The 22,984-nt window shown below is 65.1% G+C and carries 19 protein-coding genes; 8 read left to right on the forward strand and 11 right to left on the reverse strand.

From position 1 onward, the window contains the following. Positions 1-124: 124 nt before the first annotated feature. From PCA20602_RS05350 to PCA20602_RS05370, 5 genes are all read right to left on the reverse strand, one after another. Positions 125-2,026, reverse strand: coding sequence for a feruloyl-CoA synthase (locus tag PCA20602_RS05350; protein WP_150720303.1), 1,902 nt, complete (start codon positions 2,024-2,026; stop codon positions 125-127). Next, complete coding sequence (locus PCA20602_RS05355; protein ID WP_150720304.1) at positions 2,011-3,183, reverse strand: ABC transporter substrate-binding protein; 1,173 nt, start codon at positions 3,181-3,183, stop codon at positions 2,011-2,013. The genes PCA20602_RS05350 and PCA20602_RS05355 overlap by 16 nt, the downstream gene beginning before the upstream one ends. 64 nt (positions 3,184-3,247) lie before the next feature. Further along, positions 3,248-4,168: a beta-keto acid cleavage family enzyme gene (locus tag PCA20602_RS05360; RefSeq protein ID WP_150720305.1), complete on the reverse strand. Its 921-nt coding sequence runs from the start codon at positions 4,166-4,168 to the stop codon at positions 3,248-3,250. Between the two features lie 73 nt (positions 4,169-4,241). Beyond that, positions 4,242-5,168 (reverse strand): 3-hydroxyacyl-CoA dehydrogenase NAD-binding domain-containing protein, encoded by a 927-nt coding sequence (locus PCA20602_RS05365; RefSeq protein ID WP_150720306.1) that lies wholly within the window; start codon positions 5,166-5,168, stop codon positions 4,242-4,244. A gap of 38 nt (positions 5,169-5,206) precedes the next feature. Further along, positions 5,207-5,965, reverse strand: a complete 759-nt coding sequence (locus tag PCA20602_RS05370; protein WP_150720307.1) for a crotonase/enoyl-CoA hydratase family protein — start codon at positions 5,963-5,965, stop codon at positions 5,207-5,209. Between the two features lie 240 nt (positions 5,966-6,205). Here PCA20602_RS05370 and PCA20602_RS05375 point away from each other — a divergent pair, with 240 nt between their 5' ends. The 5 genes from PCA20602_RS05375 (at position 6,206) to PCA20602_RS05395 (ending at position 13,039) form a co-directional block, all read left to right on the forward strand. After that, positions 6,206-7,117, forward strand: coding sequence for a helix-turn-helix transcriptional regulator (locus PCA20602_RS05375; protein WP_150720308.1), 912 nt, complete (start codon positions 6,206-6,208; stop codon positions 7,115-7,117). A 246-nt stretch (positions 7,118-7,363) separates the two neighbouring features. Beyond that, positions 7,364-7,873, forward strand: coding sequence for a sigma-70 family RNA polymerase sigma factor (locus PCA20602_RS05380; RefSeq protein ID WP_150720309.1), 510 nt, complete (start codon positions 7,364-7,366; stop codon positions 7,871-7,873). Then, a complete protein-coding gene (locus tag PCA20602_RS05385) occupies positions 7,870-8,874 on the forward strand; it encodes a FecR domain-containing protein (RefSeq protein ID WP_150720310.1) in 1,005 nt (334 codons plus the stop codon). Before PCA20602_RS05380 ends, PCA20602_RS05385 begins: the two co-directional genes overlap by 4 nt. A 254-nt stretch (positions 8,875-9,128) precedes the next feature. Further along, positions 9,129-11,525 carry a TonB-dependent receptor gene (locus PCA20602_RS05390; RefSeq protein ID WP_246182038.1) on the forward strand — a complete coding sequence of 799 codons (2,397 nt, stop codon included), beginning with the start codon at positions 9,129-9,131 and terminating at the stop codon, positions 11,523-11,525. Positions 11,526-11,533: 8 nt separating this feature from the next. After that, a complete protein-coding gene (locus tag PCA20602_RS05395; protein ID WP_246182039.1) occupies positions 11,534-13,039 on the forward strand; it encodes an alpha/beta hydrolase-fold protein in 1,506 nt (501 codons plus the stop codon). Between the two features lies 1 nt (position 13,040). On the opposite strand, the gene PCA20602_RS05400 is transcribed toward PCA20602_RS05395, so the two are convergent. Then, complete coding sequence (locus tag PCA20602_RS05400; RefSeq protein WP_150720312.1) at positions 13,041-13,550, reverse strand: helix-turn-helix domain-containing protein; 510 nt, start codon at positions 13,548-13,550, stop codon at positions 13,041-13,043. Positions 13,551-13,658: 108 nt separating this feature from the next. Between PCA20602_RS05400 and PCA20602_RS05405 the strand changes: the two genes are divergently transcribed. Together PCA20602_RS05405 and PCA20602_RS05410 are read left to right on the forward strand one after the other, a co-directional pair. After that, a complete protein-coding gene (locus PCA20602_RS05405) occupies positions 13,659-14,168 on the forward strand; it encodes a DUF2938 domain-containing protein (RefSeq protein WP_150720313.1) in 510 nt (169 codons plus the stop codon). A gap of 136 nt (positions 14,169-14,304) precedes the next feature. Further along, positions 14,305-15,090 (forward strand): FRG domain-containing protein, encoded by a 786-nt coding sequence (locus PCA20602_RS05410; RefSeq protein WP_150720314.1) that lies wholly within the window; start codon positions 14,305-14,307, stop codon positions 15,088-15,090. A 99-nt stretch (positions 15,091-15,189) separates the two neighbouring features. Here PCA20602_RS05410 and PCA20602_RS05415 read toward each other — a convergent pair whose 3' ends face one another. Together PCA20602_RS05415 and PCA20602_RS05420 are read right to left on the reverse strand one after the other, a co-directional pair. Further along, the gene (locus tag PCA20602_RS05415; protein WP_174980822.1) at positions 15,190-16,554 is read right to left on the reverse strand and encodes a sensor domain-containing protein; all 1,365 of its coding nucleotides are present in this window, start codon (positions 16,552-16,554) and stop codon (positions 15,190-15,192) included. 152 nt (positions 16,555-16,706) lie between these two features. Continuing rightward, positions 16,707-16,955 (reverse strand): hypothetical protein, encoded by a 249-nt coding sequence (locus tag PCA20602_RS05420; RefSeq protein ID WP_069342404.1) that lies wholly within the window; start codon positions 16,953-16,955, stop codon positions 16,707-16,709. A gap of 212 nt (positions 16,956-17,167) precedes the next feature. Between PCA20602_RS05420 and PCA20602_RS05425 the strand changes: the two genes are divergently transcribed. Continuing rightward, positions 17,168-17,638 (forward strand): VOC family protein, encoded by a 471-nt coding sequence (locus PCA20602_RS05425; RefSeq protein ID WP_150720316.1) that lies wholly within the window; start codon positions 17,168-17,170, stop codon positions 17,636-17,638. Positions 17,639-17,648: 10 nt separating this feature from the next. Here PCA20602_RS05425 and PCA20602_RS25925 read toward each other — a convergent pair whose 3' ends face one another. Genes PCA20602_RS25925 through PCA20602_RS05440 form a run of 3 tightly spaced genes read right to left on the reverse strand, consistent with a single transcriptional unit; the run spans position 17,649 to position 22,897 of the window. Further along, a complete protein-coding gene (locus PCA20602_RS25925) occupies positions 17,649-20,759 on the reverse strand; it encodes a VTT domain-containing protein (protein WP_150720317.1) in 3,111 nt (1,036 codons plus the stop codon). Continuing rightward, positions 20,760-21,410 (reverse strand): DUF4142 domain-containing protein, encoded by a 651-nt coding sequence (locus PCA20602_RS05435; protein WP_246182040.1) that lies wholly within the window; start codon positions 21,408-21,410, stop codon positions 20,760-20,762. It abuts the gene before it with no gap. Positions 21,411-21,448: 38 nt separating this feature from the next. After that, the gene (locus tag PCA20602_RS05440; RefSeq protein WP_150720318.1) at positions 21,449-22,897 is read right to left on the reverse strand and encodes a sigma-54 dependent transcriptional regulator; all 1,449 of its coding nucleotides are present in this window, start codon (positions 22,895-22,897) and stop codon (positions 21,449-21,451) included. Positions 22,898-22,984 lie beyond the last annotated feature (87 nt).

Here is a 22,984-nt window from a genome sequence, read left to right on the forward strand (position 1 = left end):
CATGCCGAAAGTTGCATGACGACGACATGACGACCTCACGCGCCGGTGACATGCCCCGTCACCGGCGCGTGGTCGTTCTCACTTCCCCCGATCTCTCTGACTTCCCTGCGGTGTCACGCTGCGATTACCGCGTAGTCAATGCCGCCTCTGCCAGCCGGATGACCGACGCGCAATCCGAATAGAGTCGCGCGACGTCGTCGGCCCGCAGTGTCAGCACGGCCCGCTGGTTGACGTACCCCTTGTCCGTGATCTCTCCTTGTTCCAGCGACGGTGGCGATGCCAGGATGGCAGCCCGCGCGGCCCGCTGCGAACTGCCCGCGTCCTGTGCGAGTTGCGCAAGCGCCTGCGCGATGTGCGTGCGGACGTCGTCGTGCATTGCCATCGCCTTGCCCGCATGGGTCTCTTGCCGCGTGTCGGGATGTGACACCACATCCGCCACCCTCGCTCGCATGGCGGGACTCGGAAAGATCAACAGCCCGATCTCGTCCCGGTCATGGCCCGCGATCACGACATCCGATGCATACGGCGCCAGCGCCGTCACCGCGCGCAAACGTAGTGCGCCGACGGAGACCCACGTGCCGCTCGTCAGCTTGAAGTCTTCGGACACGCGGCCGTCGAAGATCACGCCCGCACCCGGATCGTCGACGTCGGACAAACGGCCCGCGTCGCCGGTACGGTAGAAGCCCTCCTCGTCGAATGCAGCCGCCGTGGCGTCCGGGTCTCCGGCGTAGCTGCGAAAGACCGACGGCCCACGCACGCGCATCTCCAGCTTGTCGCCGTTGGGCACGAACTTGAGTTCGTTGCCCGGCGTGGGCAGGCCGATGTTGCCCGCGCCCGGGATCGGGAAATGCACGCTCGTGATGAGCGGCGACGTCTCCGTCGCGCCCCACGCCGAGGTGAAGAACGGCATCGTGTCGCAATGGCGTGACGCCAACCGCTCGAAGCGCTGCCATACCGCCGGCGGCAAACTCGCCGCCGCGTAGAACAGCACTTGCAAACGACCGAAGAAGCGCGCGGCGAAGTCCTCGTCGTCCTCCAGATACGGCGCCAGCGCTTCGAAGCCCTTCGGTACGTTGAAGTGCAGCGTGGGCGACACGTCGCGCAGCGCTTCGACGGAACGGCCGATCAGCTCCGGCACGGGGCGTCCATCGTCCACATAGAAGGCGCCGCCATTGCGCAACGCCATGTGAAAGTTGTGATTCGCGCCGAAGGTGTGGCTCCAGGGCAGCCAGTCGACGACGATCGGTGCGGCCTCATCGAGAAAATGCCAGCATTGCGCAATCATCTGCTGGTTGGCAGTCAGCATCCGATGCGTGTTCACCACGATCTTCGGCTTGCCGGTCGATCCCGAAGTCAGCAGCAGCTTGGCCGTGTCTTCGGGGCGTACCTGTGCGAAGACCGTGTCGAGCGCCGCCGACGCCGACGCACTCGCCAGCGAGTCGAACGTCAGCCAGCCGGGGCGCGCATTGCGCGTCGCCACGATGGGGCATGCGATCGGCGCGCCATCCAGCGCGCGCGAATAGGCATCGCCATCTTCCACATACACCAGCGCCGGATCGAGCCGCGCGAGAATGCCATGCAGCTTGCTCATGTCCTTCGCAACACGCGAGTAAGCCGACGACACGATGGCCGTCTGACGCCCCGCCATCATCGCGCCGAGCACGAGCAGCGCATGATTTACGCTGTTGTCCGACAGAATGACCACCGGCCGGTCGCGCGGCACGTCGAGGTCAAGCAAGGCCTGCCCGATGCCACGCGCCATCGTCAACGCTTCGCGGTACGTCACCCGTCGCCAGAGATCCGTGGACGTCGCGCCCTCGCCCGCCTGACGACGCTCGGCCACGAACACGGCGTCGGGCGTGCGCGCCGCCCATTGCACGAGCCAGTCGGCCGGGCTGCGCGCGAACTCTCCCAGCGGGGTGCGCGAGCGGATGACGAAACTGCCGTCCGCGCGCTGCTCACGCTCGATATCCGGTCGGGCAAGACGGCGCGCGCCGGCCGTCGCCACGCTCAGTCGATCGTCCACTTTCCGCCCTTGACCGTGACGAGCACGCGACCGTCTTCGCCGTAAGCCGAATGGTCCTGTGCGTTGACGTTGATCATGCCGTGCGTGGCAGCCAGACCACGCGTCTGTTCGATGGCGGCGACCAGGGCGTCGCGAAACGCCTGCGTGCCCGGTTGCGCCTGTTTCGCCGCGACCGCGACAGCACGGTCGAGCACCAGATAGGCGTCGTACGCATACCCTGCGAACAGGTTGCGCGAGCCTGCGCCGTACTGCGCCTCGTAGCGCTTGGCGAAGTCCGTGGCCACGGCCTTGCCCGGATGGCTCGCCGGCAATTGCTCGGCCACGAGAATGTTGCCCACCGGCAGAATCACGCCTTCGGCACTCTTGCCCGCCACGCGCAGGAAGTCGTTGTTGGCCACGCCGTGCGTCTGGTAGATGCGTCCCTTGTAGCCGCGCTCGCGCAACGTGCTCATCGGCAGCGCACCCGGTGTGCCGCTCGCCGCGATGATCACGGCATCGACATTGGCCGACATCACCTTGAGCGCCTGCGCCGTGACCGACTGGTCGTTACGGGCATAGCGCTCGACGGGCGCCACCTGAATCTGACGTGCCCCTGCCCGCGCCTGAATGTCCTTGAGCCACGCTTCGCCGTATGAGTCGCTAAAGCCGATGAAGCCCAGCGTCTTCACCTTGTGCGCCTTCATGTCGTCGAGCACCGCGTCGGCCATGACCGCGACCGACTGCGGCAACGAGAAGACGTAGCGCATCTGCGCCGCGCTCGGCACGAACGGACACAACCCCAGTTGCGGCGTGCGCGTGTCGGCCGCTACCGCCGCCACAGCCAGACACGCCGGTGTGGTGGATGACCCGATGATCGCGTCGACCTTGTCTTCCGTGGCGAGACGCCGGGCGTTCTTCGTCGCGGTGGTCGGATCGGTGGCGTCGTCGAGCACGACGTAGCGTGCCGGCAGCCCGCCGAGCGTCTGCGGCAGCATGCTGATCGCCTGCTTCTCCGGAATGCCGAGCGAAGCGCCCGGACCGGTGGTCGACAGCGTGACGCCGACGGTGACGCGCGCCGGTTGCGCGCTCGCCTGCGTCGAGGCGCAAAACGCCGCAACGCACAACGACAACGCTGAGAGCGAGAAAGCAAAACTGCGTGTGAACCCGTTTGCCGCCATGTGACATGTCTCCTGGAATGTTTTCGTTCTTGGGGCCGGACAGCTTGCGACGCACACCTGCAGATCAACGCACGGCGAACTCCGGCAGCACGTCGTGGTTGCGCGGCAAGCCCATGATTTCGCGCGCTTCCTTCGGCGTGGCGGGCTCATAGCCCATTTCGCGCACGAGACGCACTACGCGCTCGGTGAGTTGCTGGTTCGTCGCCGGCACGCCGTGCTCGTAGTACAGGTTGTCTTCGAGTCCCACGCGCACGTGCCCGCCGAGCAGCAGCGAGTTCATGGCGGATGGCAATTGCGCCGGGCCGATGCCGCTCACGCAGAAGATGCTGCCCTTGGGCAACAGATCGACCATCGACTGCAACACACGCGGCGTATACGGCATGGCGTTCTGGAAGCCACGATGCACGCCGAGCACGAGATTGACGAAGAACGGCTCGTCGTCGAAACCGGCGGCCGTCAGTGTGGCGAGGTCCTGCACGATGTGCGTCGGGCTGAACACTTCCCACTCGGGCTTGATACCGCGCTTCTTCATCTCCACGGCGAGATGCTTCGAGCGCTCCGGCGAGGTGTGCATCAGCAGTTCGCGGCCGCCGAAGCTCGCGATGATCGTGGTGGCATCGAGCGTGCACATCTCTGCGCCCGCATCCATCCCCTTGAGGCGTTCTTCCCAGAGGATTTCCCAGTAGCCGTTCTCGGCCTGCCCGATCATGTCGCCGTGCACGCCGCCGCCCGTCGAGTTGTTGATGACGATGTCGCACTTGTCGCGAATCCGGCGGTTGATGTCGCGATAGATCGCCGGATCGCAGGTAGCGCCGTCGTCACCCGGACGACGGGCGTGAATTGCCACGACGCTCGCGCCCGCGTTGTAGCAGTCGTAGACGTCGCGGGCGATCTCGTCCGGTTGCGTGGGCAGATGAGGGTTCTGCGACTTGTAGGCCATGCCGCCGGTGGGCGCGATCGTGACGATGACTTTGGGTTTGCTCATGCCTGTCTCCTGATGCGATGTCTTGTTCGATGTCTTGTGCGATATGGGGTTGGGTCGGGGGCGTGCCCCACCGTCACGACTTGCTCGCGAGAATGCCGAGAATGACGGCGTCGCGCTGGGCTTCGAGGCGCGCATTGCCACGCCCGGCCAGTTCGGCTTCGACGCCGGCGGTAATGCGTGCCTTGAGGTCATCTGTCAGCACCGGTGCGCCGAGGTCGGCCCACCACGACTCGATGGGCGGGCCGAGATGGTCAAGCAGATGCGCGATGCCGCCCGCACCGCCCGAGAGGTGCAGATTCAGGAAGGGCCCGAGCGCCGCCCAGCGCAAACCGGGGCCGTAGGCGATGGCGTCGTCGATGTCCTCGACGGACGCTACACCGGCGTCGACGAGATGCATCGCTTCGCGCCACAGCGCCGCCTGCAAGCGGTTCGCGATATGGCCCTTGACCTCTTTCTTCACATGAATCGCCCGCTTGCCGATCGCACGGTAGAACTGCATCGCGGTCTCGATCGCTCTGGCGGACGACTGCTCACCGCCGATGACCTCGACCAGCGGAATCAGATGCGGCGGATTGAACGGATGCCCGAGCACGACGCGCGCCGGATGCGTGCACACCGATTGCACACGACTCATCAGCAGGCCCGACGAACTCGATGCGATCACGACGGATGGAGGCAACGCGGCGTCCATCTTGCGAAACAGATCCTGCTTCAGATCTTCGCGCTCGGGACCGCTCTCCTGGACGAAGTCGGCGCCTTCGAGCGCCGCGTCGAGCGTGTCGTGGAACGTCAGCGCGTCGCGCGTCGCCCCGGCCGTCAGACCCATGCGGATGAGCGTCGGCCAGTGCGCGTCGACGGCTTCACGCAAGCGCTCGCGCGCTCCCGGCGCAGGGTCCCACGCGCTCACACGCAAGCCGCGCGCGAGAAAGTACGCGGCCCAACTGGCGCCGATGACGCCCGTGCCGATGACCGCAACCTGTTCGATGTTGTCGTATTTCACATTCGTCTCCGTGGGGGATGGCCGCTCATGTCTCGCGCTCAGCGCGCAGACCGGCCCAGAAAACTTTCCATGCGCGCACGCGCTTCGGGCGTGGCCAGCATCAGCGCACTCGTCACCGACTCGGTAAAGAGCCCATCGGCCATCGACATGTCGTGGATACGCGAGAGCGCGTGAATCGTCGCCCAGTTCGACAACGGGCTGTTCGCGGCTGTGTCGCGGGCCAGTTGCGTGGCAAGGGCGAGGCCTTCACCGGCGTCCGTCAGATAGTGACCGAGACCGAGGCGCTCGCCGTCGACGGCGTCATAACGGCGACCCGTGAGCATCATCTCCGTCATGCGGTCCGGGCCGAGAATGCGTGCGACGCGTACCGATGCACCACCGCCGACGAAGATGCCGCGTTTGCCCTCGGGCAACTGGAAGAAGGCGCTGCGCTCGATCACCCGCACATGGGCGGCAAGCGCCAGTTCGAGACCGCCACCGATGACGGCGCCCTGCAATACGGCGACGACGGGACGTCCGCCGTACTGGATATCGTGGAACACCTTGTGCCAGCGCTGCGAGACACGCAGCACGTCGATGGGATCGCGCGTGCTGTTCTCGGCAAGATCCAGTCCTGCGCAAAAATGGTCGCCGGCGCCGGTGAGCACGACGGCGCGCACGCTGTCGTCAAAATCACGAAACGCCGCTTCCAGCGAGTCGATGGCCGCATCGCAAAGCGCATTACGCTTGTCGGCGCGGTCGAGCGTCACGAAGGCGATGGCGTCGTCGACGCGCACACGCAAGTGGGGATAGGTCATTGTCTGCATTCGCTCCAAATCGTGAAAAGTATCTTATAAGATATTTTTCACGTTGCGGGCGTTGTGCAATGCAGTTCAGGGTTAACAGGGACAACTCGGCAACAAAGGCAATTTAATGCATGTTATTGTCGTGCAATGCGTCACCCCTGATAAATCAGCGCCTTACATGCGGTATCTCATAGTATATTTACCGCTAACCCTGCCTGATCCTCGACGATCACGCGACCGCATGACTTTCCGATGACGACATTCCCTGCCGACGCTGCTTCCCCCGATCTGGCCGACGACGCCGGAGTGTCGTCGCGCCTGGCCTCGCTCGCACGGCAAGTGCGCACGTTGCGGGCGCAACGCGGCATGACTCGCAAGCAACTGGCCGCCCAGTCGGGGGTGTCGTTACCGTATCTCGCGCGCGTGGAAGCCGGCACCGGCAACGTATCGCTCGCCGTGCTCCACAAGCTGGCCGAAGCGCTGAACGTCGGCGTCGAGACGCTGGTCGCTGAACGCACCGTCTACGACGGCGACTTGCTGATCCTGATCGAATACCTGCGTCAGCAACCGGCCGACGTGCTGTCTCGTCTGCGTCGGCAGATCGTCGTGCCGAGCACGGCGGACATGCGTCACACCGGGCAGCGCATCGCCCTCATCGGATTGCGCGGCGCGGGCAAGTCGACGCTCGGCCCCCAACTGGCAAAGGCCATCGGCGCGCCGTTCATCGAACTGGATAAGGAAGTGGAACGCGAAGCGGGCATCGCCATCGGCGAGGTCATCACGCTTTACGGGCAGGCGGCGATGCGTCGTATCGAACGGCAATGCATCGAACGGATCATCGCCGGGCACGAGCATGTGGTGCTGGCGACCGGTGGCGGCATCGTCTCGGAAGCCCCGACGTTCGAGCGCGTCCTGCGGGCCTTCCGCACGGTCTGGCTGCGTGCACGCCCGGAAGTCCATTTCCAGCGGGTCATGCAACAGAACGACGCCCGCATCGCCACCGAAGCCCTGCGCAACGAGGCGCTCGAACATATCCATCGCATGCTCGACGCGCGCGAGTCGCTCTACCGGCTGGCCGATGTGACGCTCGACACCTCCGACATGACGCCCGAAGCGGCGCTCGCTACCCTCAAGGCCTCGCTGGTGCCAGCTCAGGCGGCCTGAACACCCACGCCCAACGCAAGCGCCAGAACGTCGACTGCCCCGCCATCCCTCGCGGCGGTTGTTTCGCCTATTGCGTCGCCTCATGATTCACAATTACAATTAATAAGAATCATTATCATTTGCGAATCGACGACAGCCACCGGCTGACTGCCGCAAGACCGGCGGCGTCAGCGAGGTCGACCGGCCTGCCCTGTGCGGAATTGCATGGCGACGTCGGGAAGCGGCGTCGGGCAAACACGGGGAATCATGGAAAGTCATTTTCAGCGCGAGGTGGGCGCGCTCTATCGCGATCATCACGGCTGGCTGCGCGGCTGGTTGCGCAAGAAGCTCGGCAATGCGCTCGATGCCGCCGATCTCGCGCACGACACCTATCTACGCGTGCTGTGCACCGGACGCGCGCCACAAGCCGACGACTCCCGACGCTACCTCGCGCGCATCGCCAACTGTCTGGTTGTCGATCTGTTTCGCCGACGTCACCTCGAAGCGGCTTACCTTGAGACACTGGCCGCGCTACCGGCGCCGGTCGCGCCATCGCCCGAGACACGCGCGCTGGTGCTCGAAGCGCTCGTCGAAATCGACACCCTGCTCTCCCGCTTACCCGCCAAGGCCCGCACCGCCTTCCTGCTTTGCAAGCTCGAAGGCCTTGGCTATCGCGAGATTGCCGAGCGATTGCAGGTCTCGGTGTCGTCAGTGGAGAAGTACGTCGCGCAGGCGCTGCGCGAGTGCTATGCCGTGCAGTACGGGAGCGACGCATGAACGCCACGCACACGGCGACGCCGCTCGCCCCGGAAGTGGTCGAGCGCGCCAGTCTCTGGCTCGCCCGACTCTGGTCCGAAACCGTCACCGCCGAAGACATTGCCGCCTGCGAACGCTGGCGTGCGGCGCATCCCGATCACGAACGCGCATGGGCGCGCCTCGGTGTCATCGGTCAGAAGTTTCAGGCGCTGGAGTCGCTTGAGTCGCTGCCGCCCCGCGTCGCTTTCGAGACGCTGACGGCACGCCCTTCACCGCGCGTGGCCAACGCCGGACGCCGTCGCGCGTTGCGCGTCTTCGGCGGCGTCATCACGCTTGCCGGCGCGGGCTACACGCTGCGTCGCTCGCCCATGTGGGATACCGTCGTCGCCGACTATGCCACGGGGGTCGGCGAAGTCCGGCAGGTCACGCTGGCGGATGGCACGCGGCTGTGGCTCGACACTGTGTCGGCCGTCGACGTGCGTTTTTCGCCGGGCGAGCGACGCATTGCGCTGCGGCGCGGACGCATCTGCGTCGAGACCGGCGCGGCACGTCACGGCACGCCACTGGTCGTTGCCACGCGGCAAGGCGAGATTCGCGACATCGGTACACGCTTCACAGTGCGCGACGACGGCAATCGCGCCCAGGTCGCCGTCTTCGACGGCATCGTACTCGTGCAGCCGACCGACGGCGCCCGCAGCCAACGCCTCGATGCCGGACAGGCGGCGAGTTTCTCGTCGACCGACATCGATCCGGCCGACGCGTCGGCAACGTTCGACGAAAATGCCGCCGCCTGGACCCGTGCGCAGCTCATCGTCGAGCGCATGCGTCTGGGCGACCTCGTCGACACGCTGGCCCGTTATCGACGCGGCATTCTGCGCTGCGACGCCGCCGTGGCCGACCTGCGCGTGAGCGGCGTGTTCTCGCTCGCCGACACCGACCGCGCGCTGTCGAGCCTCGCCGTCGGCCTGCCCGTGGAGACGGTATACCGCACGCGCTACTGGGTCACGGTGAAGGCCAGATAACCGCCGCAGGCATCCGTCAACGCCCCGCCAGACAACGATCCGACAACTTTTTTCATTTTTTTTTTCGATTTCGGTTGAGGGTTTGCCGATCTCGTTCGGAATACCTGTATGCACCGGTGCGAGCTGTGCACGACGCCCACATCGCACCGGCATCCCTTTCCGAACTCACTGGCTTCCCAGCTACTACGACCGTGTTGATTTCCGAAGCTGTTCCTCTGCGTCCGACGCCTTTCGCCGCGGCCCTTCGTCCTGCCGTGGCGCTCCTCATCACGCTGGCTGCCGCCGGCATAGCCGATCGCGCCAGCGCGGCCCCGGCCGTCCCTGCAACCACCGCGCAGAGTGCCCCCGACGCCCGACGCGCGTGGCAGGTCGCCCCGGGCACGCTCGACGCCGTGCTCAACCGCTTCGCCAGCGCCGCAGGCATCGAGCTGGTCGTTGACGCGTCGCTCACACAGGGCCGCCAAAGCACCGGGCTCGACGGCGAATTCACGTTGACGCAGGCGCTCTATCAGTTGCTGTCGCCACACCAGTTACAAGCGATGCGCAGCACTCAGGGTGTCTACACGCTTCGCGCCGCCGCGCAGGACACCGGCGCTGCGATGGGCGACGGCGTGCTGCTGCCCACCACGCATGTCGTCGCGCAGGCAGTCGGTCTGCCGGAAGCCTACGACGGCGGCCAGGTCGCACGCGGCGGTCATCTCGGCCTGCTCGGCAACAAGGACCTGATGGACGTGCCGTTCAACATCACGTCCTACACCGCGAAGACGATTCAGGACCAGCAGTCGACCACGCTCGCCGACGTGCTGGACAACGACCCCTCGGTGCGTTTCACGACGTCGAGCGGCCACATGTACGAGAACTTCAGCGTGCGCGGCTTCCCGCTCACGGCCGATGAAGTCTCGCTCAACGGCATGTTCGGCCTATCGCCTTACGGTCACGTACCGACCGAGTTCATCGAGCGCGTGGAAGTGCTCAAAGGCCCCAACGCGCTACTCAACGGGATGTCGCCGTCGGGCGCGGTCGGGGGTGCGATCAACGTGGTCACGAAGAAAGCCGAGAGCACGCCGCTCGCCCGTGTGACAGCCGACTACCTCTCCGACTCGCAATTCGGCGTGCAGGCCGATCTCGGGCGCCGCTTCGGCGACAACGAGCAAATCGGCATCCGCTTCAACGGCGCACTGCGCGACGGCCGCACCACGCTCGACGGCCAGAACAAACAACGCCAGTTCGGCTCCGTCGCCCTCGACCTGAAGACCGACCGCGTGCGCATCGGACTGGACGCCTATACCGATACGGAGAAGTACACCGGCGGCAGCCCGTGGATGGCGACGTTCGCGACGAAGGCCGTCGCGCCGCCCGCCGCAGGCACCAACGTGCTGCGCGGCGAGTACGGCAATCTGGAGAGCACCGGCGTGCAATTGCGCGGCGAAGTGGACGTAACGGACGCCATCACGGCTTACGCCGGCATCGGAGCGCTGAGCTATCGCTATTCGGGCTTCATCACCGGCACGCGCACCGGCCCGATCAAGGCCGACGGCAGCTATACCGGCGCGACGTATTTCCAGCGCGGCTGGACCGACACCCTCTCGCTCGACGCCGGCATACGAACGCGCTTTCGTACCGGTCCGCTGGGGCATGAGCTGACGCTCTCGGCGACGTCGCTCGACACGACCAGCGGCAACGTCTTCACCACGAGCGCGAACTACACGTCGAACATCTACGCACCGGTCAACCCGACGCTCGCGAAAGATCCGGGCGCCGCACCCAAGACGGCGGAATCCACGTTGTCGAGCTTTGCACTGGCCGACACCGTATCGATGTGGCAGGACCGCGTCACGCTGATCGCCGGTCTGCGCAGCCAGCGGGTTCGGGCGGCCGCCTACTCGGCCACCACCGGGGCACGCACATCGAACTACGACGAGAACGCGATCACGCCGGCGTTCGGACTGGTGCTCAAGCCGTTCGGCCCGAACGTCTCACTGTATGGCAACTACATCGAAGGACTCACGCAAGGCGGCATGGTGACCGACGTGAGCGCGGCCAACTACGGGCAGGTCTTCGCGCCGTATCGCAGCAAGCAGGCCGAAGTCGGCGTGAAATGGGACGCTGGCAGCTTCACCAACACGCTCTCGTTCTTCCAGATCACCAAGCCCGGCATGATCAAGGACGTGGCGACCAACACGTACAACCCGGACGGCGAGCAGCGTAATCGCGGCGTCGAGTGGAACGTGTTCGGCGAGTTCACGCCGCGCTGGCGCGTGCTGGGCGGCGTGGCCTACACACGCGGCGAACTGACCAAAACGGCGGGCAACCTCTACAACGGCAACACGCCGTACGGCGTGCCCAAGTGGACGGCGAACCTCGGCACCGAATGGGATTTGCCGTGGGTGCCGGGCGTCACGCTCACGGGACGCATGATCACCACGAGTTCGCAATACGTGAACTCGGCCAACACGCAGCAGATCGGGGGATGGACGCGGTATGACGTCGGCGCGCGTTATGCCACGCGCATCTACGGCAAGGGCGTGGTGCTTCGTGCTGCCGTGGAAAACGTCACCAATCGCATTGCATGGTCGGGCACGTTCAACGACGGCTACGTGATCCAGAACGCGCCGCGTACGTTCAAGCTCTCCGCCAGCATCGACTTCTGAGGTTCGCCATGACATTTCCCATGACCCGGACGGCGATGGCCGTTGCCGTCACGATCTCTGCCGCGTGGCTCGGCGGTGCGACGAACCTGGCGCATGCCGCTACCACGGCGTCCGCCGAACCATCGCTCGCCTGCGCGGGTGACCCGCAAGCGCCGAAGCATCGCCTCGGGCTGGTGAGTCCGCGTCTGCTGGCGTTGAACGCCACGCTTTGTGCAGGCGGCGACACCGCGGCATTCTGGCGCGACGTCGATGTCGCAGGCACGCCGATGATCGAAGCCGTTGCCCAGGACACCGTGACGGGCGACGAGACCGCCTCACTGCTCGCACAACCGCCGGGCAAGGTCTCGCTGATGACCTTCCTCTGGCGCGGACATCCGAAGAATGTGCGCATTCTGGGCGCGCCGTCGGGCGATCACGACGACATGCGTCAGTTGGGGAACAGCGATGTCTGGTACCGCAGCTACGTCGTGCCCGACAGCGCGCGTCTGTCGTATCAGCTCGCGCCGGACGTCCCCGATATCGAAGGCACGGCCATGGAGCGCCGCCGCGCGGTGGTGAAGACCTTACAGGTCGACCCGCTCAATCGACATCCCTTCACGGTGGAGGGATTCGACGGCAAGCGTAATGTGAAATCGTCGGTGACGTTGCCGGATGCCCCACCGCAGCCGTGGATCGAACCGCGTGCCGGTATCCCGGCGGGCACCTTGCAAGCCACTCGCTTTGCCAGCAAGGCGCTCGGCAACACACGCAACGTCTACGTCTATCGCCCTGCCGGGTATCGCGAGAACGATCCGTCGCAGGGACTGCTGGTCGTCTTCGACGCACACGCCTATGTGAACACGGTCCCGACTCCGGTGATCCTCGACAACCTGATCGCCGAAGGCCGCATTCCGCGAACGGCGGCACTCATCGTCGGTGTAATCGACGGCAGCACGCGCGGCAAGGAGCTGCCGCCGAACCCGGCCTTCGCGCGCTTTCTCGCCGACGAGTTGATGCCGTGGGCAAAAGCACATGGCGTATCGGCTCCCGCCGCGCACACTGTCGTGGCGGGATCGAGCTATGGCGGGCTGGCCTCGGCCTGGGCGGCACATGAAGCGCCGCAATGGTTCGGCAACGTGCTGTCGCAGTCCGGTTCTTACTGGTGGGCGCCGTCGCAGGGCGATGCCGACACGCGCGAATCCGGCTGGCTGATCCGCCAATACGCCGAAGGACCGCGCCTGCCGGTGAAGTTCTATCTGGAATCGGGGATGTTCGAAGACCGTCGCGGGCCTACGGGCATCGGCACCTCGGGACGCCACATGCGCGACGTCCTGCGCGCCCGGGGATACCGCGTGACGTACACCTCGACGGCCACCGGGCACGACTACCTCCAATGGCGCGGGTCGCTTGCCTGCGGCCTGATGGCGCTCATCGGCACGCCCGACACGCAGCGTGCATTGCAGGCGCGTCCGGCCGCCGCAGATAGCCTCGCCGGCATCTGCTCGATGCCGTCGTTCGGCGCCCCCGCGAAGTAAATCAGCGCGCCTGCCGCCTCGGGCTCGGGGGCTTCGCGACCTTGCCTTGCCCAGGCGGCGTCTTTCGTGCAGACGGCATCACGATGGCGTCGGCGTCTGTCGCACGCCGCGCACGCTTGGTGCTCGTCGCACCCGCGAGCCGCAGCAATCGCTGGAACTGCGGACACGCCAGGTGCTCCGGCGCGGGGCATACGGCGGCGTGACGCAAGCCGTCACGCAGCGCACCAAGCTGGCGGATGGTCCGGTCGATGTCGTCTGCCCTCGCGGCCAGCCTTGCCCGATCGATGTTCGCCTTGCCTTGCGGCAGCAACATGCCCGCAATGTCTTCCAGCGAGAATCCCGCCGTTCGCCCCAGCGCAATGAGCGACAGCGTCTGCAAGACCGAGTCGTCGTATTGACGGCGCAGCCCCCGCCGCCCCGTCGCGGCAATCAGTCCCTTCTCCTCGTAATACCGCAGCGTGGACGCCGGAACGCCCGCTCGCGACACCACTTCGCCAATGTCCAGTGCCATGTCGATGCTCCCGCTTGACTTAAAGTCAACTTGAATTCGTATAGTGCCCTAAACGCGGTCGTGACGTCATGTCGCGTCCGCATGGATCACACGCATCGGGAGATGACCATGACAACGCTAGGACTTGCCGCACAAATTCTGACCATCGGTGTCTGTGCCACCGTAGTGACGGACCTTTGGGCCTTATTGCTGCGTCGTGCATTCGGCGTGGCGTCGCTGGATTTTGCGATGATCGGGCGCTGGCTCGGCCATATGCCCTCCGGACGTTTCGCGCACGCGGGGATCGCGAAGTCTGCGCCGGTAGTCGGGGAACGAGGGCTGGGATGGGCGGTGCATTACCTCATCGGTGTCGGCTTCGCGGCCTGCCTCGTCGCACTCACCGGCCCGGTCTGGCTGGACTCCCCGACGCTGCTGCCGGCGCTCGCGTTCGGCGTCGTCACAGTCGTGTTGCCATTCTTCGTGATGCAACCGGCGTTGGGCGCTGGTTTCGCCGCCGCCAAAACACCCAATCCCCCGCAAGCGCGACTGCGAAGCCTCATGACCCACGGCGTGTTCGGGCTGGGCCTGTATGCAGGGGCATGGCTCGTTCATGCCGGCGTGGCGTCATTGGGTAGATGAATTCGCGCCAGTGGGAGCGCCCCCGGATGTCAGGCGGCATGCTTGAGCTGTCACGCACGCCGTACTATAGTGGCCGACGTCATGCCCGCACCTGCCGTGCGCTGACGTCCTCACAACATCAAGGATTGCGCCCCCTATGGAAACCACTGTCGTCGAGAGCTGGAAGGATTTCATGGAGCTGTCCTCCCGCTTCGAAGGCTGGGCGTTTCGCGGGCAGCAGGACGCCCGGTGGCATCTGCAAAGTTCGCTCTCGCGCTATCTGCATGCCTATGTGTCCGACAAGGAGCAGTGGCGCAGCCGGGAGGCCCGCGCGATCCGCATCTTCCGGCGAAAGGCGCACAACCACGTGCCGTGGCCCAAGCTGCTGCACGACGATCTGCGCTGCCTCGGGCTGATGCAGCACCATGGCGCCCCCACGCGTCTGCTCGACTTCACGAAATCGCCGTTCGTCGCCGCATTCTTCGCATTGGAGCGCGCCACCTCCGATTCGGCCATCTTCGCGCTCAATACCCCGGCGCTCTACGACGATCGTGCGCGTCCGCGCCATGCGGAGTGGCTCACACGCGATACGATCGATCCGCGCGTCAAGGGGAATATGGAGAAGTACTTCCTCGGCAACGACAACGAAGTGGTCTGGTTCGGCGAGCCGGAAGAAATGGACGGTCGCCTGATCGCGCAGTCCGGCACGCTCGTCGTGCCCGGCGTGATCGACCGGCCGTTGCACCGCATTCTCGACGGGTACGATAGCGAGGAGCCGTTACTGCGCAAGATCGTGCTGCCGGTCGCATTGCGCGCCGACGCCATGAAGTGGCTCTACCGGATGAACATCACGAACGCCTCGCTGTTCCCCGATCTCGATGGGCTGGCAAGATCGATCGCCGTCGAAATCGAAATGGTCTGGCCGACGCAGACGTTGGGCTGACGAGCCCGGTACGAACCGGGGACCGGGGCGGCCAGCGCCGCCCGCACTCGCTCACAGACGGCTACACGCCTACACGCGCAGACAAGCACCTATACTGCGTCAGAGCAGTCGTTCCAGAAAGCTCGCACCGCCCGATTTGCGCGCGGCCTTGTTGGCGTACATGCGCTGATCGGCCACGCGGATCAGTTCGCTCATCGACTCGCCGTCGTCCGGGAACACGGCAACGCCTACGCTTACCCGCACTGTCAGACTGGTGTCGTTCACCGCAATGGCCTGCTCGATCTCGGCGCGCAGACGCGTCACAGCAAAGTCGATCCGGTCGACGACTTCCGCATCCTGAACGAGCGCCACGAACTCATCGCCCGAATGACGGGCCACGAAGCCGCAGTCCGCCACGCCGACGCTCATACGCCGTCCGATTTCCTTGAGCATCATGTCGCCGGCCGCGTGACCCAGGCTGTCGTTCACATCCTTGAAGCCATCGATGTCCGCAAAGAGCAGCGCCAGCTTGCCATTGGTGCGCTGGGCGCGACGTACCGCCTCGCTCGCGAACTCGCCGAACGTGCGGCGATTCGGAAGCCCCGTCAGTTCGTCGAAGCGCGCGGCGTTGTAGAGATCGTCGATCAGTTGCTTGCGCTCGATGGCCAGCGCCGTCTGATCGCAGACGAACGCGAGCAAGCGCTGCGCAGCCTCGGCCTGCAACGCCCGCACGGGCCCGTAAATCATGAGCGTGCCGACCGCGCGCCGCGCGGTATGCATTGGCAGGACCACGAGCGCGTGACGGGCCGCCTCGACATCGTCGTCCGGCGACAACGGCTCGGTGCGCACCTGCACGGAGGCCGACGTCACCGCGTTGCCGGGCGGGCTTTCGATCAGACGCCAGAGCGGCTCCTGTGCGTTGGTCGCCTGTACCGAGAGTTGTTCGGCCTGCGTCCAGTCGAGCAACGGGACGCCAGCGCTTTCGCGATACTGATACGCCTTTTCCCAGACGCGTAAATCCGCGTCGCACGTCGTCAAGACGATGGCGTCGATGGGGAACAAGGTGCCCAGCGTGTCATGCACGGCCTTGCACAGCGAGCGGATGTCGGCGGCGTCGTGTGCTGCCTCTGAGATCGAGTAGGTCGCGCGCTGAAGCGCTTCGGCGCGCTTTCGGGCGGAGACGTCGCGGGCGACGCCGATGCGAAGTCCATGCGCTTCGGACCAGCGCGCGGACCACATGATGTGAACGTAATGGCCGTCTTTGTGGATGTAACGGTTCTCGAAGCCGATCCGGGGGCGGCCCGCCATGACGAGCCGGGACTCCTCGATGGTGCGTTCGCGGTCCTCTTTCGCCACGTAATCGATCATCGAGCGTCCCATCAATTCTTGCGGCGTGTAGCCGAGAATATGCTCACAGGCCGGACTCACGTACACGAGCGTGCCGGTCTGATTGACGAGAAATACTGCGTCCAGCAGCAACTCCATGCAGCTAGCCAGGACGTCTTTTGTTACGAATTCCATTTGTTTCGAACGGCCATGATGCGTCGGGCCAGTATAAGGCAATCTCAACATGTGAATATTTCGTCACAGTGACAACGCAAACCTTGCGATTGCCGTCCCGCACCGGCGCGTGCCGCCTAGAAAATAAGCTGTCTGACCCAGCGAGGCGTGACGACATCGGCTGCGCATTGCGCAAGGGCTTCCCGGTGAGCCCCATCGTACTCTTGGCGAAGCAGCTTGATTCGGGCTGCGACGAGGTGACGGAAAGCCAACTCACGTTCGCTAAACCCTACCCGATCCACATAGCGCGTGCCGTCCGGCAACGCCCCTCGAATTTCGTAATAAGTCACCCCGTCCTGCAAATACTTCACCACTTTGGCTGCCATCTTGTTCCGATTCTTATTCGTTTTTGCCCGCGCTGTACCCGTTATTTTTGAGTGTCCGGGTTTTGGCGATTGTCACTTGTGAGATTCAAATAGGCAACCGCCAGGACGCGCGCGTGGCGGCCGCGCGACGGGAACGAGACAGGCGCGCTCGCACCGGTGTAGTAACCTGAATCACCGCCTTTTTCGGATGGCGGCTCACCAAGGAGACCACTATGACGAAGCTCGTCACCTGCGTTTGGTTCAACGGTCAGGCCCGCGAAGCCGCCGAATTCTATGCAGCGACATTTCCTGACAGTCACGTTCAGGCGCGCCATGTCTCGCCCATTCCGGGTATCGGCGCCGGAAACGAGCTGACGGTCGAGTTCACGGTGCTCGGCCAGCCGTTCGTCGGCCTGAACGGCGGCCCCGAGTTTCAGCCGAACGAGGCCGTCAGTTTCATGGTGGTGACGAAGGATCAGGAAGAGACGGACCGCTACTGGGATGCAATTCTCGCCAACGGCGGCAAGGCGTCGGCATGCGGCTGGTGCAAGGATCGCTGGGGCTTCTCTTGGCAGATTACGCCGCAGCGGTTGCTCGATCTCATGGCAGACAGCGACGTCGCCCGTGCACGCCGTGCGATGGAAGCCATGATGACCATGTACAAGATCGACATCGCCACGCTGGACCGCGCCGCGGCAGGATGAACGTGCTGCGCTAACGCTCGTTCAGGAGGGTCATGGCCCGGTCCGGCTCGCGGGTCGATGCGTTGCCGGTCTGCGCCTTGCGGTGCGAAGGCACGGTCGTGCGCAACACCGAGACGAGCGGCAGATGATCGGAGGCGCGGCGTGCGAGCGCCGTCGCATGAGCATGCACCGTTCCAAGATGGGCTCTGGGCGATGTCCAGATCCGGTCGAGTGCCAGCAATGGCCAGCGCGACGGGAAGGTCGCCACGTGCGGTGCGCGTTCGAAGAATCGGTGCAGCCAACGTAACGGACGCCCCCACAGAAACCACTCGTTCACGTCGCCCATCAGCACGGTCGGCGCACCCGGCTGATTCGCCAGACACGCCAGCAGACGTTGCACCTGCTCGCGCCGTTCGCCGGGACGAAGCCCCAGGTGCGTCGCAATCACGCGCAGTTGCATCTCGCGGCCGTGGGTGTCCTGCCAGGCGAGCGTCGCGTCGATGGCGCCACGCGGCTCGCGTCCCGCCACACTCAGGTCGATGTGCCGCACGGCCACGGGCGCGAAGCGCGTCATGATGGCATTGCCGTAATCCCGTTCACCGCGTCTGAGTGTCGGCCCAGGGATGAAATGCATATCTCGTGCGCTGGCCAGTTTGGCCAAGGTGCCGGCATCCGTCGCGCTCGCCTCGATCTCCTGCAACGCGACGATGTCGGCATCGATTTCGTCGAGCACGCGGGCGATGCGATCCGGCGAATGCTGTCCGTCCGTACCGACACAGCCATGCACGTTGTAGCTGGCCACACTGAGTTCGCGGCTCAGCACGCGCCCACCCTGTACCGACGTATCTCCCTGATCAGGCGAGGCGATCGGTCCGGTCTCGTCCGATACGTCCGATACGTCCGATACGTCCGATACGTCCGATACGTCCGGCGCGTCACGTGCTCCGTCTTGGCCGTTCATCCCGGAAATGCGACGCCGCAACGCCACCACGCCCATGCCCGGCAACACGAGCACGGCTGCGAGCAACGCTGCCGTCCATCCGCTGGGACGCTGCGCGAGCGCCGCCACACGATCCACCAACGCGGCCGCGATGACGATGCCCGGCAGCATGCCGATCAACGTGCCCAACAGACAGTCGCGCAACCGGATCCGCGATGCGCCCACAACGAGATTCACAAGGGTGAACGGTGCAATCGGCATGAGGCGCAGCACGACCATCGCCAATAAACCGTGATTGCCGATTTGCCGGCTCAGCGCATTGAGCCGCTGCCCGCCGAAACGCTGCACGGCGTCGCGCCCCAGCATGCGACCCACGCCGTAGCCCGCTGCCGCCCCGAGCGACGTTCCGGCGAGCGCGAAGGCCGCGCCGGCAAAGGGACCGAAAACGACGACCGTCACGACAATGAGGACAGTTACGGGCACCATGACCAGCGTGCCGACGAGGTACACCGCCATGATTGCCATCGGGGCCAGCGGCGCCAGTCGAATGCGCTCGACGAGCCGAAGCACGCGCGGCAGATCGGCCCATTCTCGCAACGGCGTGTAACGCCAGGCCAGCGCGATGCCCGCGAGCGCCAGCAGCAGGAGCACGAGTGCGACGATGCGCCCTGCAAGCAAGGGCCGCGCTTCCGTTTCGATAAACGTCCCCATCACATTCTCGAAATCGATGGGTTCCATTGGGTCGAGCACGACCGCGCCAGGCGACGCCGCATCGTCCGCGTCCCGCAGCTCGGGGACAAAGGCGCTCAACGTTCTTTCGTCGTCTCGATGCAGGGCATCGATGGCCCCATGCAATCCCGCGTCTCGCGACAGCGCCGACGCCATCGCAGCTTCGGTGACGTCGAGATGTTCGGCAAGCAAACGATTGCGCGCGCGGGCGATACCGGCGGCGATGCGGGCATCCCCGTTGGCGGCAACGGCAAGATTGCATTCGGTGTCGAGCGCCATCGAGCGGTTATTGAGGTTGGCCGAGCCGATCACGAGCAATTCATCGTCGACGACCATGACTTTGCTGTGGACGTTGACACAGGCAGGCGCGATGCCAGGCACTTCCGGGCAATACAGGCGAAACCGTGCGCGAGGGTCTGCCGCCCGCAGCCGTCGGTACAGCCGCGCGCGTAACACGCCCATGCTCTGTTTCTGTAACCAGCCGCTTTCGGCGCGGCGCGACACCACCGCAATGTCCGGACAGTCAGGGGCAGCGAGACGATCGATCAGCGCATCGCCGATGGCATTGGCGGTGAAATATTGATTCTCCAGATAGAGACGTCGGCGGGCGCTCGCAATCGCATCGCGGTACAGCGCCTCGATCTCCTGCACGGCGGGCCGCCCTTCGAATGCCGGCGCAGTGCGCGAAATCGCGATGTCGACGTCTGTCAGGTCGGGGGCGACCGAAACCGGCCATGGGTCGAGCGGCGCGTACGGTGCGTCTCGCGCGCTGCGCGGTGTGAGATCGACGTGCATCCCCGTTGCACGATGCCAGCGGTCTTCGGCCAGTTCGGCGAGCGCACGCGCTGCCGGGCCGTCGACGAGCGCCTGCACGTCGTGAAACGGTGGATAGGCGTGTCCGGCCGGATCGCGTCGCGCGGGCGCATCCGGGGCATGGGCCGACGTGTCCCAGCGATTGCGCGTGAGATCGAGACCACCGACGAAGGCCACGCGCTGGTCGATTACGACCACTTTCTGATGGTGTGACGCGCCCGTCGGGTGACGCCCGTCGAGCCGGAAACTCAGACGTCGGTGCGTTTTCCAGTCGAGCTTCACCGATGGCAGCCACTCGCGCTCGAGCGCGTAGAGCATCGCGAAGTCCCAACTGAGGCAGTAGATGCGCAGCGACTTGCGACGCCTGACCAGCGCATCGAGGAAGTCGCGCAGTCCCGGCGGGAAGCCGTCATCGGGACCGTTGGGCGTGAGCTGCATCCGACTGTCGATGTCCCAGCCGAGGATGAATACCGTGTGACGCGCCGCAAGCAACGCCTCACGCAGCGCGCTGAAATACGCGTCGCCGTCTACCAGCATGCGCATGCGTGCCGCAGGCGCGATGCGCCAGCAATTGCGCCCCGCCTGCAACAATCCGTGCGGCGACCCGGTGGCCTCGCCCGCCGGGCTGCCGGACATCGGCTCCGGTCGTAGGTCAGGCACTTACTTCCCCATTTCGACCTTGGCGGACACTTCCCGCGCCTCGCTTAGATGGTGACGAAGCGTCGGCAACGTTTTCTGTGCAAAGGCCCGCAGATCCGGATCCTGTCCTTTTTCGGCCTCGGTCTGGAACAACGTGACGGCCTTCTCATGCGCGTCTGGGCCGGCAAGCGCCAGATAGGCGACATCGAACTCGCGTCCCTTCTTGCCCTTGAGCGCTTCGATATCCGGATCGACAGCCGCGTCGTTCGGCACGCTCACGCCCTTCTTCGCCGCCAGTTGGCGAAGCGCTTCGTTCGCCTTGCTGTGATCGTTCACCATCTGCTGCGCGAAACGTTTGATGGACGGGTGATGCGAACGCTGAACCGCCAACTGGCTCGCCTGCACCTCCGTCTTGCCTGCCTTCTGGGCCTTGTCGACGAACTCGACGTCCAGGCCTGCCGTCGGTTGCGCGGCACGCACGGCTTTCGACGCCGCGTGTGTGACGTCCTCACCCGCGCCGATGGCAGCCTGATCCGTGCCGCCGCCCTGTCCCGGCTCGCCCCTTGGGAGTTCCTGCCCGATCGCCGATGGCACGTACGGCCCCGCCATCAATGCGGCCAGCGCCGCACCCAACAGACAGGCGCCGCGCAATGTGAGATTGGATGAATGCATATTGCCCTCCCGGAATGTGCATTTCGTTGGATGGATGTCTAGCCCGACGTTTCCGACATTCGTGCGAGCTGCGCGTACAGCGTCTTCAGGCTGATGCCGAGCTGTTCTGCCGCACGCGCCTTCACGCCGCCGCTCTGTGCAAGTGCGCCGAGAATGACCTGACGGTCGAGATCGGCAAGGGACGCGTCAAGCGCGATAGACGTGCGATCGTCGCGTACCGGAAATTGCGCAAGCGTCTCGGAAATCGGGGGCGGCAGCGAATCAATGGTGACCGTCCGGCTCAGTATGCGAACGCGCTGCACGAAATTGCGTAGCTCCCTCACGTTGCCCGGCCAGTCGTGACGGCGCAGCGAGGTCAATACATGAGGCGCGAAACGCATCGCGCGACCGTCAAGCGCATTGGCAGCGTCGAGCATGGCTTGTGCGAGCAACGTCACGTCGTCCCCGCGTTCGCGCAATGGCGGCAACGTGACGGGGAAGACATTGAGACGATGGAACAGATCGGAGCGAAGCTTTCCGGCGCGCATGGCCGCACCGGGAGAAACGTTCGTCGCGGCGACGATGCGCACATCGACGGCAATCTCCTGCGTGCCGCCCAAACGCGTCAGCGTGCCCGTCTCGAGCACGCGCAACAGATTGACCTGCGATTGCAGCGGCATTTCCGCAATCTCGTCGAGAAACAGCGTGCCGCCGTGCGCGCGCTCGAAGAATCCGTGATGACGTCGCTCGGCCCCTGTGAAGCTGCCGCGCTCGTGACCGAACACTTCGCTCTCCACGAGATTCGGGGCGATAGCGCCACAGTTAACGGCGAGGAATGGCGCATCCCGACGCTCGCTGAGATCGTGCACCGCGCGCGCCGCCAGTTCCTTGCCGGTACCCGATTCGCCAGTGAGCAATACCGCAGCGTGCGTCGGTGCGACGCGCGAGAGCGATTCGAATACCCGCTGCATGGCGTCGGACTGGCCCAGCATTCGGGAGAACGCGTGCGCGGCCTCGCCGGCACGAGCGATGTCGCGCGCAGAGGCTCCCTCACTCGCCACCGCCTGCTCTGTCGCGCGGGCAATCCATTGGCCCGCACGCTCACGGTCGCCCGGCAGCACAAGATAGTCGCGGGCACCACGACGCAGCGCCTGCACGGCGCTCTCCCAGCCGGGCCGTGCCGTACACATCACGATGTCGAAATCGCGCCGGCCAGCCCATCCCTCCAGCACGTCGAAACCACCACTGCCGTCCGGCATATCGACATCGGTCATGACGAGTGACGGTGGCGCAAGCGATAGATGCGAAAGGTGCGAGAGATGCGCATCGGCCTCCGCCAACGTGCCGGCCCAGGAGGGAGGGGGAAGCGTCGGTGGACACAGACTGAGACACAGGTCAGACAACGCGTCGCGCGTCACCCTATCGATACCGACCAGCAGAATGGGCGACCGGTTGGCAACGGCGCGTGCCCCGGATGTGACGAACGGGGCGGATGATTCGCATGACATGAATCCTCCGGACATCGGTGATTGCCTGTTCGACTACGTTTTTTGCGATGCCGTTCGGCATGACGTCATCGAAACTTCCTATGCATT

This window comes from Pandoraea capi (assembly GCF_902459735.1).
GTDB lineage: Bacteria > Pseudomonadota > Gammaproteobacteria > Burkholderiales > Burkholderiaceae > Pandoraea > Pandoraea capi.

Bases quoted from the DNA above. Each gene is read 5' to 3' on its own strand.
- PCA20602_RS05355 (WP_150720304.1), bottom strand. From the start codon at position 3,183: ATGGCGGCAAACGGGTTCACACGCAGTTTTGCTTTCTCGCTCTCAGCG.
- PCA20602_RS05360 (WP_150720305.1), bottom strand. From the start codon at position 4,168: ATGAGCAAACCCAAAGTCATCGTCACGATCGCGCCCACCGGCGGCATG.
- PCA20602_RS05370 (WP_150720307.1), bottom strand. From the start codon at position 5,965: ATGACCTATCCCCACTTGCGTGTGCGCGTCGACGACGCCATCGCCTTC.
- PCA20602_RS05375 (WP_150720308.1), top strand. From the start codon at position 6,206: ATGACGACATTCCCTGCCGACGCTGCTTCCCCCGATCTGGCCGACGAC.
- PCA20602_RS05380 (WP_150720309.1), top strand. From the start codon at position 7,364: ATGGAAAGTCATTTTCAGCGCGAGGTGGGCGCGCTCTATCGCGATCAT.
- PCA20602_RS05385 (WP_150720310.1), top strand. From the start codon at position 7,870: ATGAACGCCACGCACACGGCGACGCCGCTCGCCCCGGAAGTGGTCGAG.
- PCA20602_RS05395 (WP_246182039.1), top strand. From the start codon at position 11,534: ATGACATTTCCCATGACCCGGACGGCGATGGCCGTTGCCGTCACGATC.
- PCA20602_RS05400 (WP_150720312.1), bottom strand. From the start codon at position 13,550: ATGGCACTGGACATTGGCGAAGTGGTGTCGCGAGCGGGCGTTCCGGCG.
- PCA20602_RS05405 (WP_150720313.1), top strand. From the start codon at position 13,659: ATGACAACGCTAGGACTTGCCGCACAAATTCTGACCATCGGTGTCTGT.
- PCA20602_RS05410 (WP_150720314.1), top strand. From the start codon at position 14,305: ATGGAAACCACTGTCGTCGAGAGCTGGAAGGATTTCATGGAGCTGTCC.
- PCA20602_RS05415 (WP_174980822.1), bottom strand. From the start codon at position 16,554: ATGGAGTTGCTGCTGGACGCAGTATTTCTCGTCAATCAGACCGGCACG.
- PCA20602_RS05420 (WP_069342404.1), bottom strand. From the start codon at position 16,955: ATGGCAGCCAAAGTGGTGAAGTATTTGCAGGACGGGGTGACTTATTAC.
- PCA20602_RS05425 (WP_150720316.1), top strand. From the start codon at position 17,168: ATGACGAAGCTCGTCACCTGCGTTTGGTTCAACGGTCAGGCCCGCGAA.
- PCA20602_RS05435 (WP_246182040.1), bottom strand. From the start codon at position 21,410: ATGCATTCATCCAATCTCACATTGCGCGGCGCCTGTCTGTTGGGTGCG.
- PCA20602_RS05440 (WP_150720318.1), bottom strand. From the start codon at position 22,897: ATGTCATGCGAATCATCCGCCCCGTTCGTCACATCCGGGGCACGCGCC.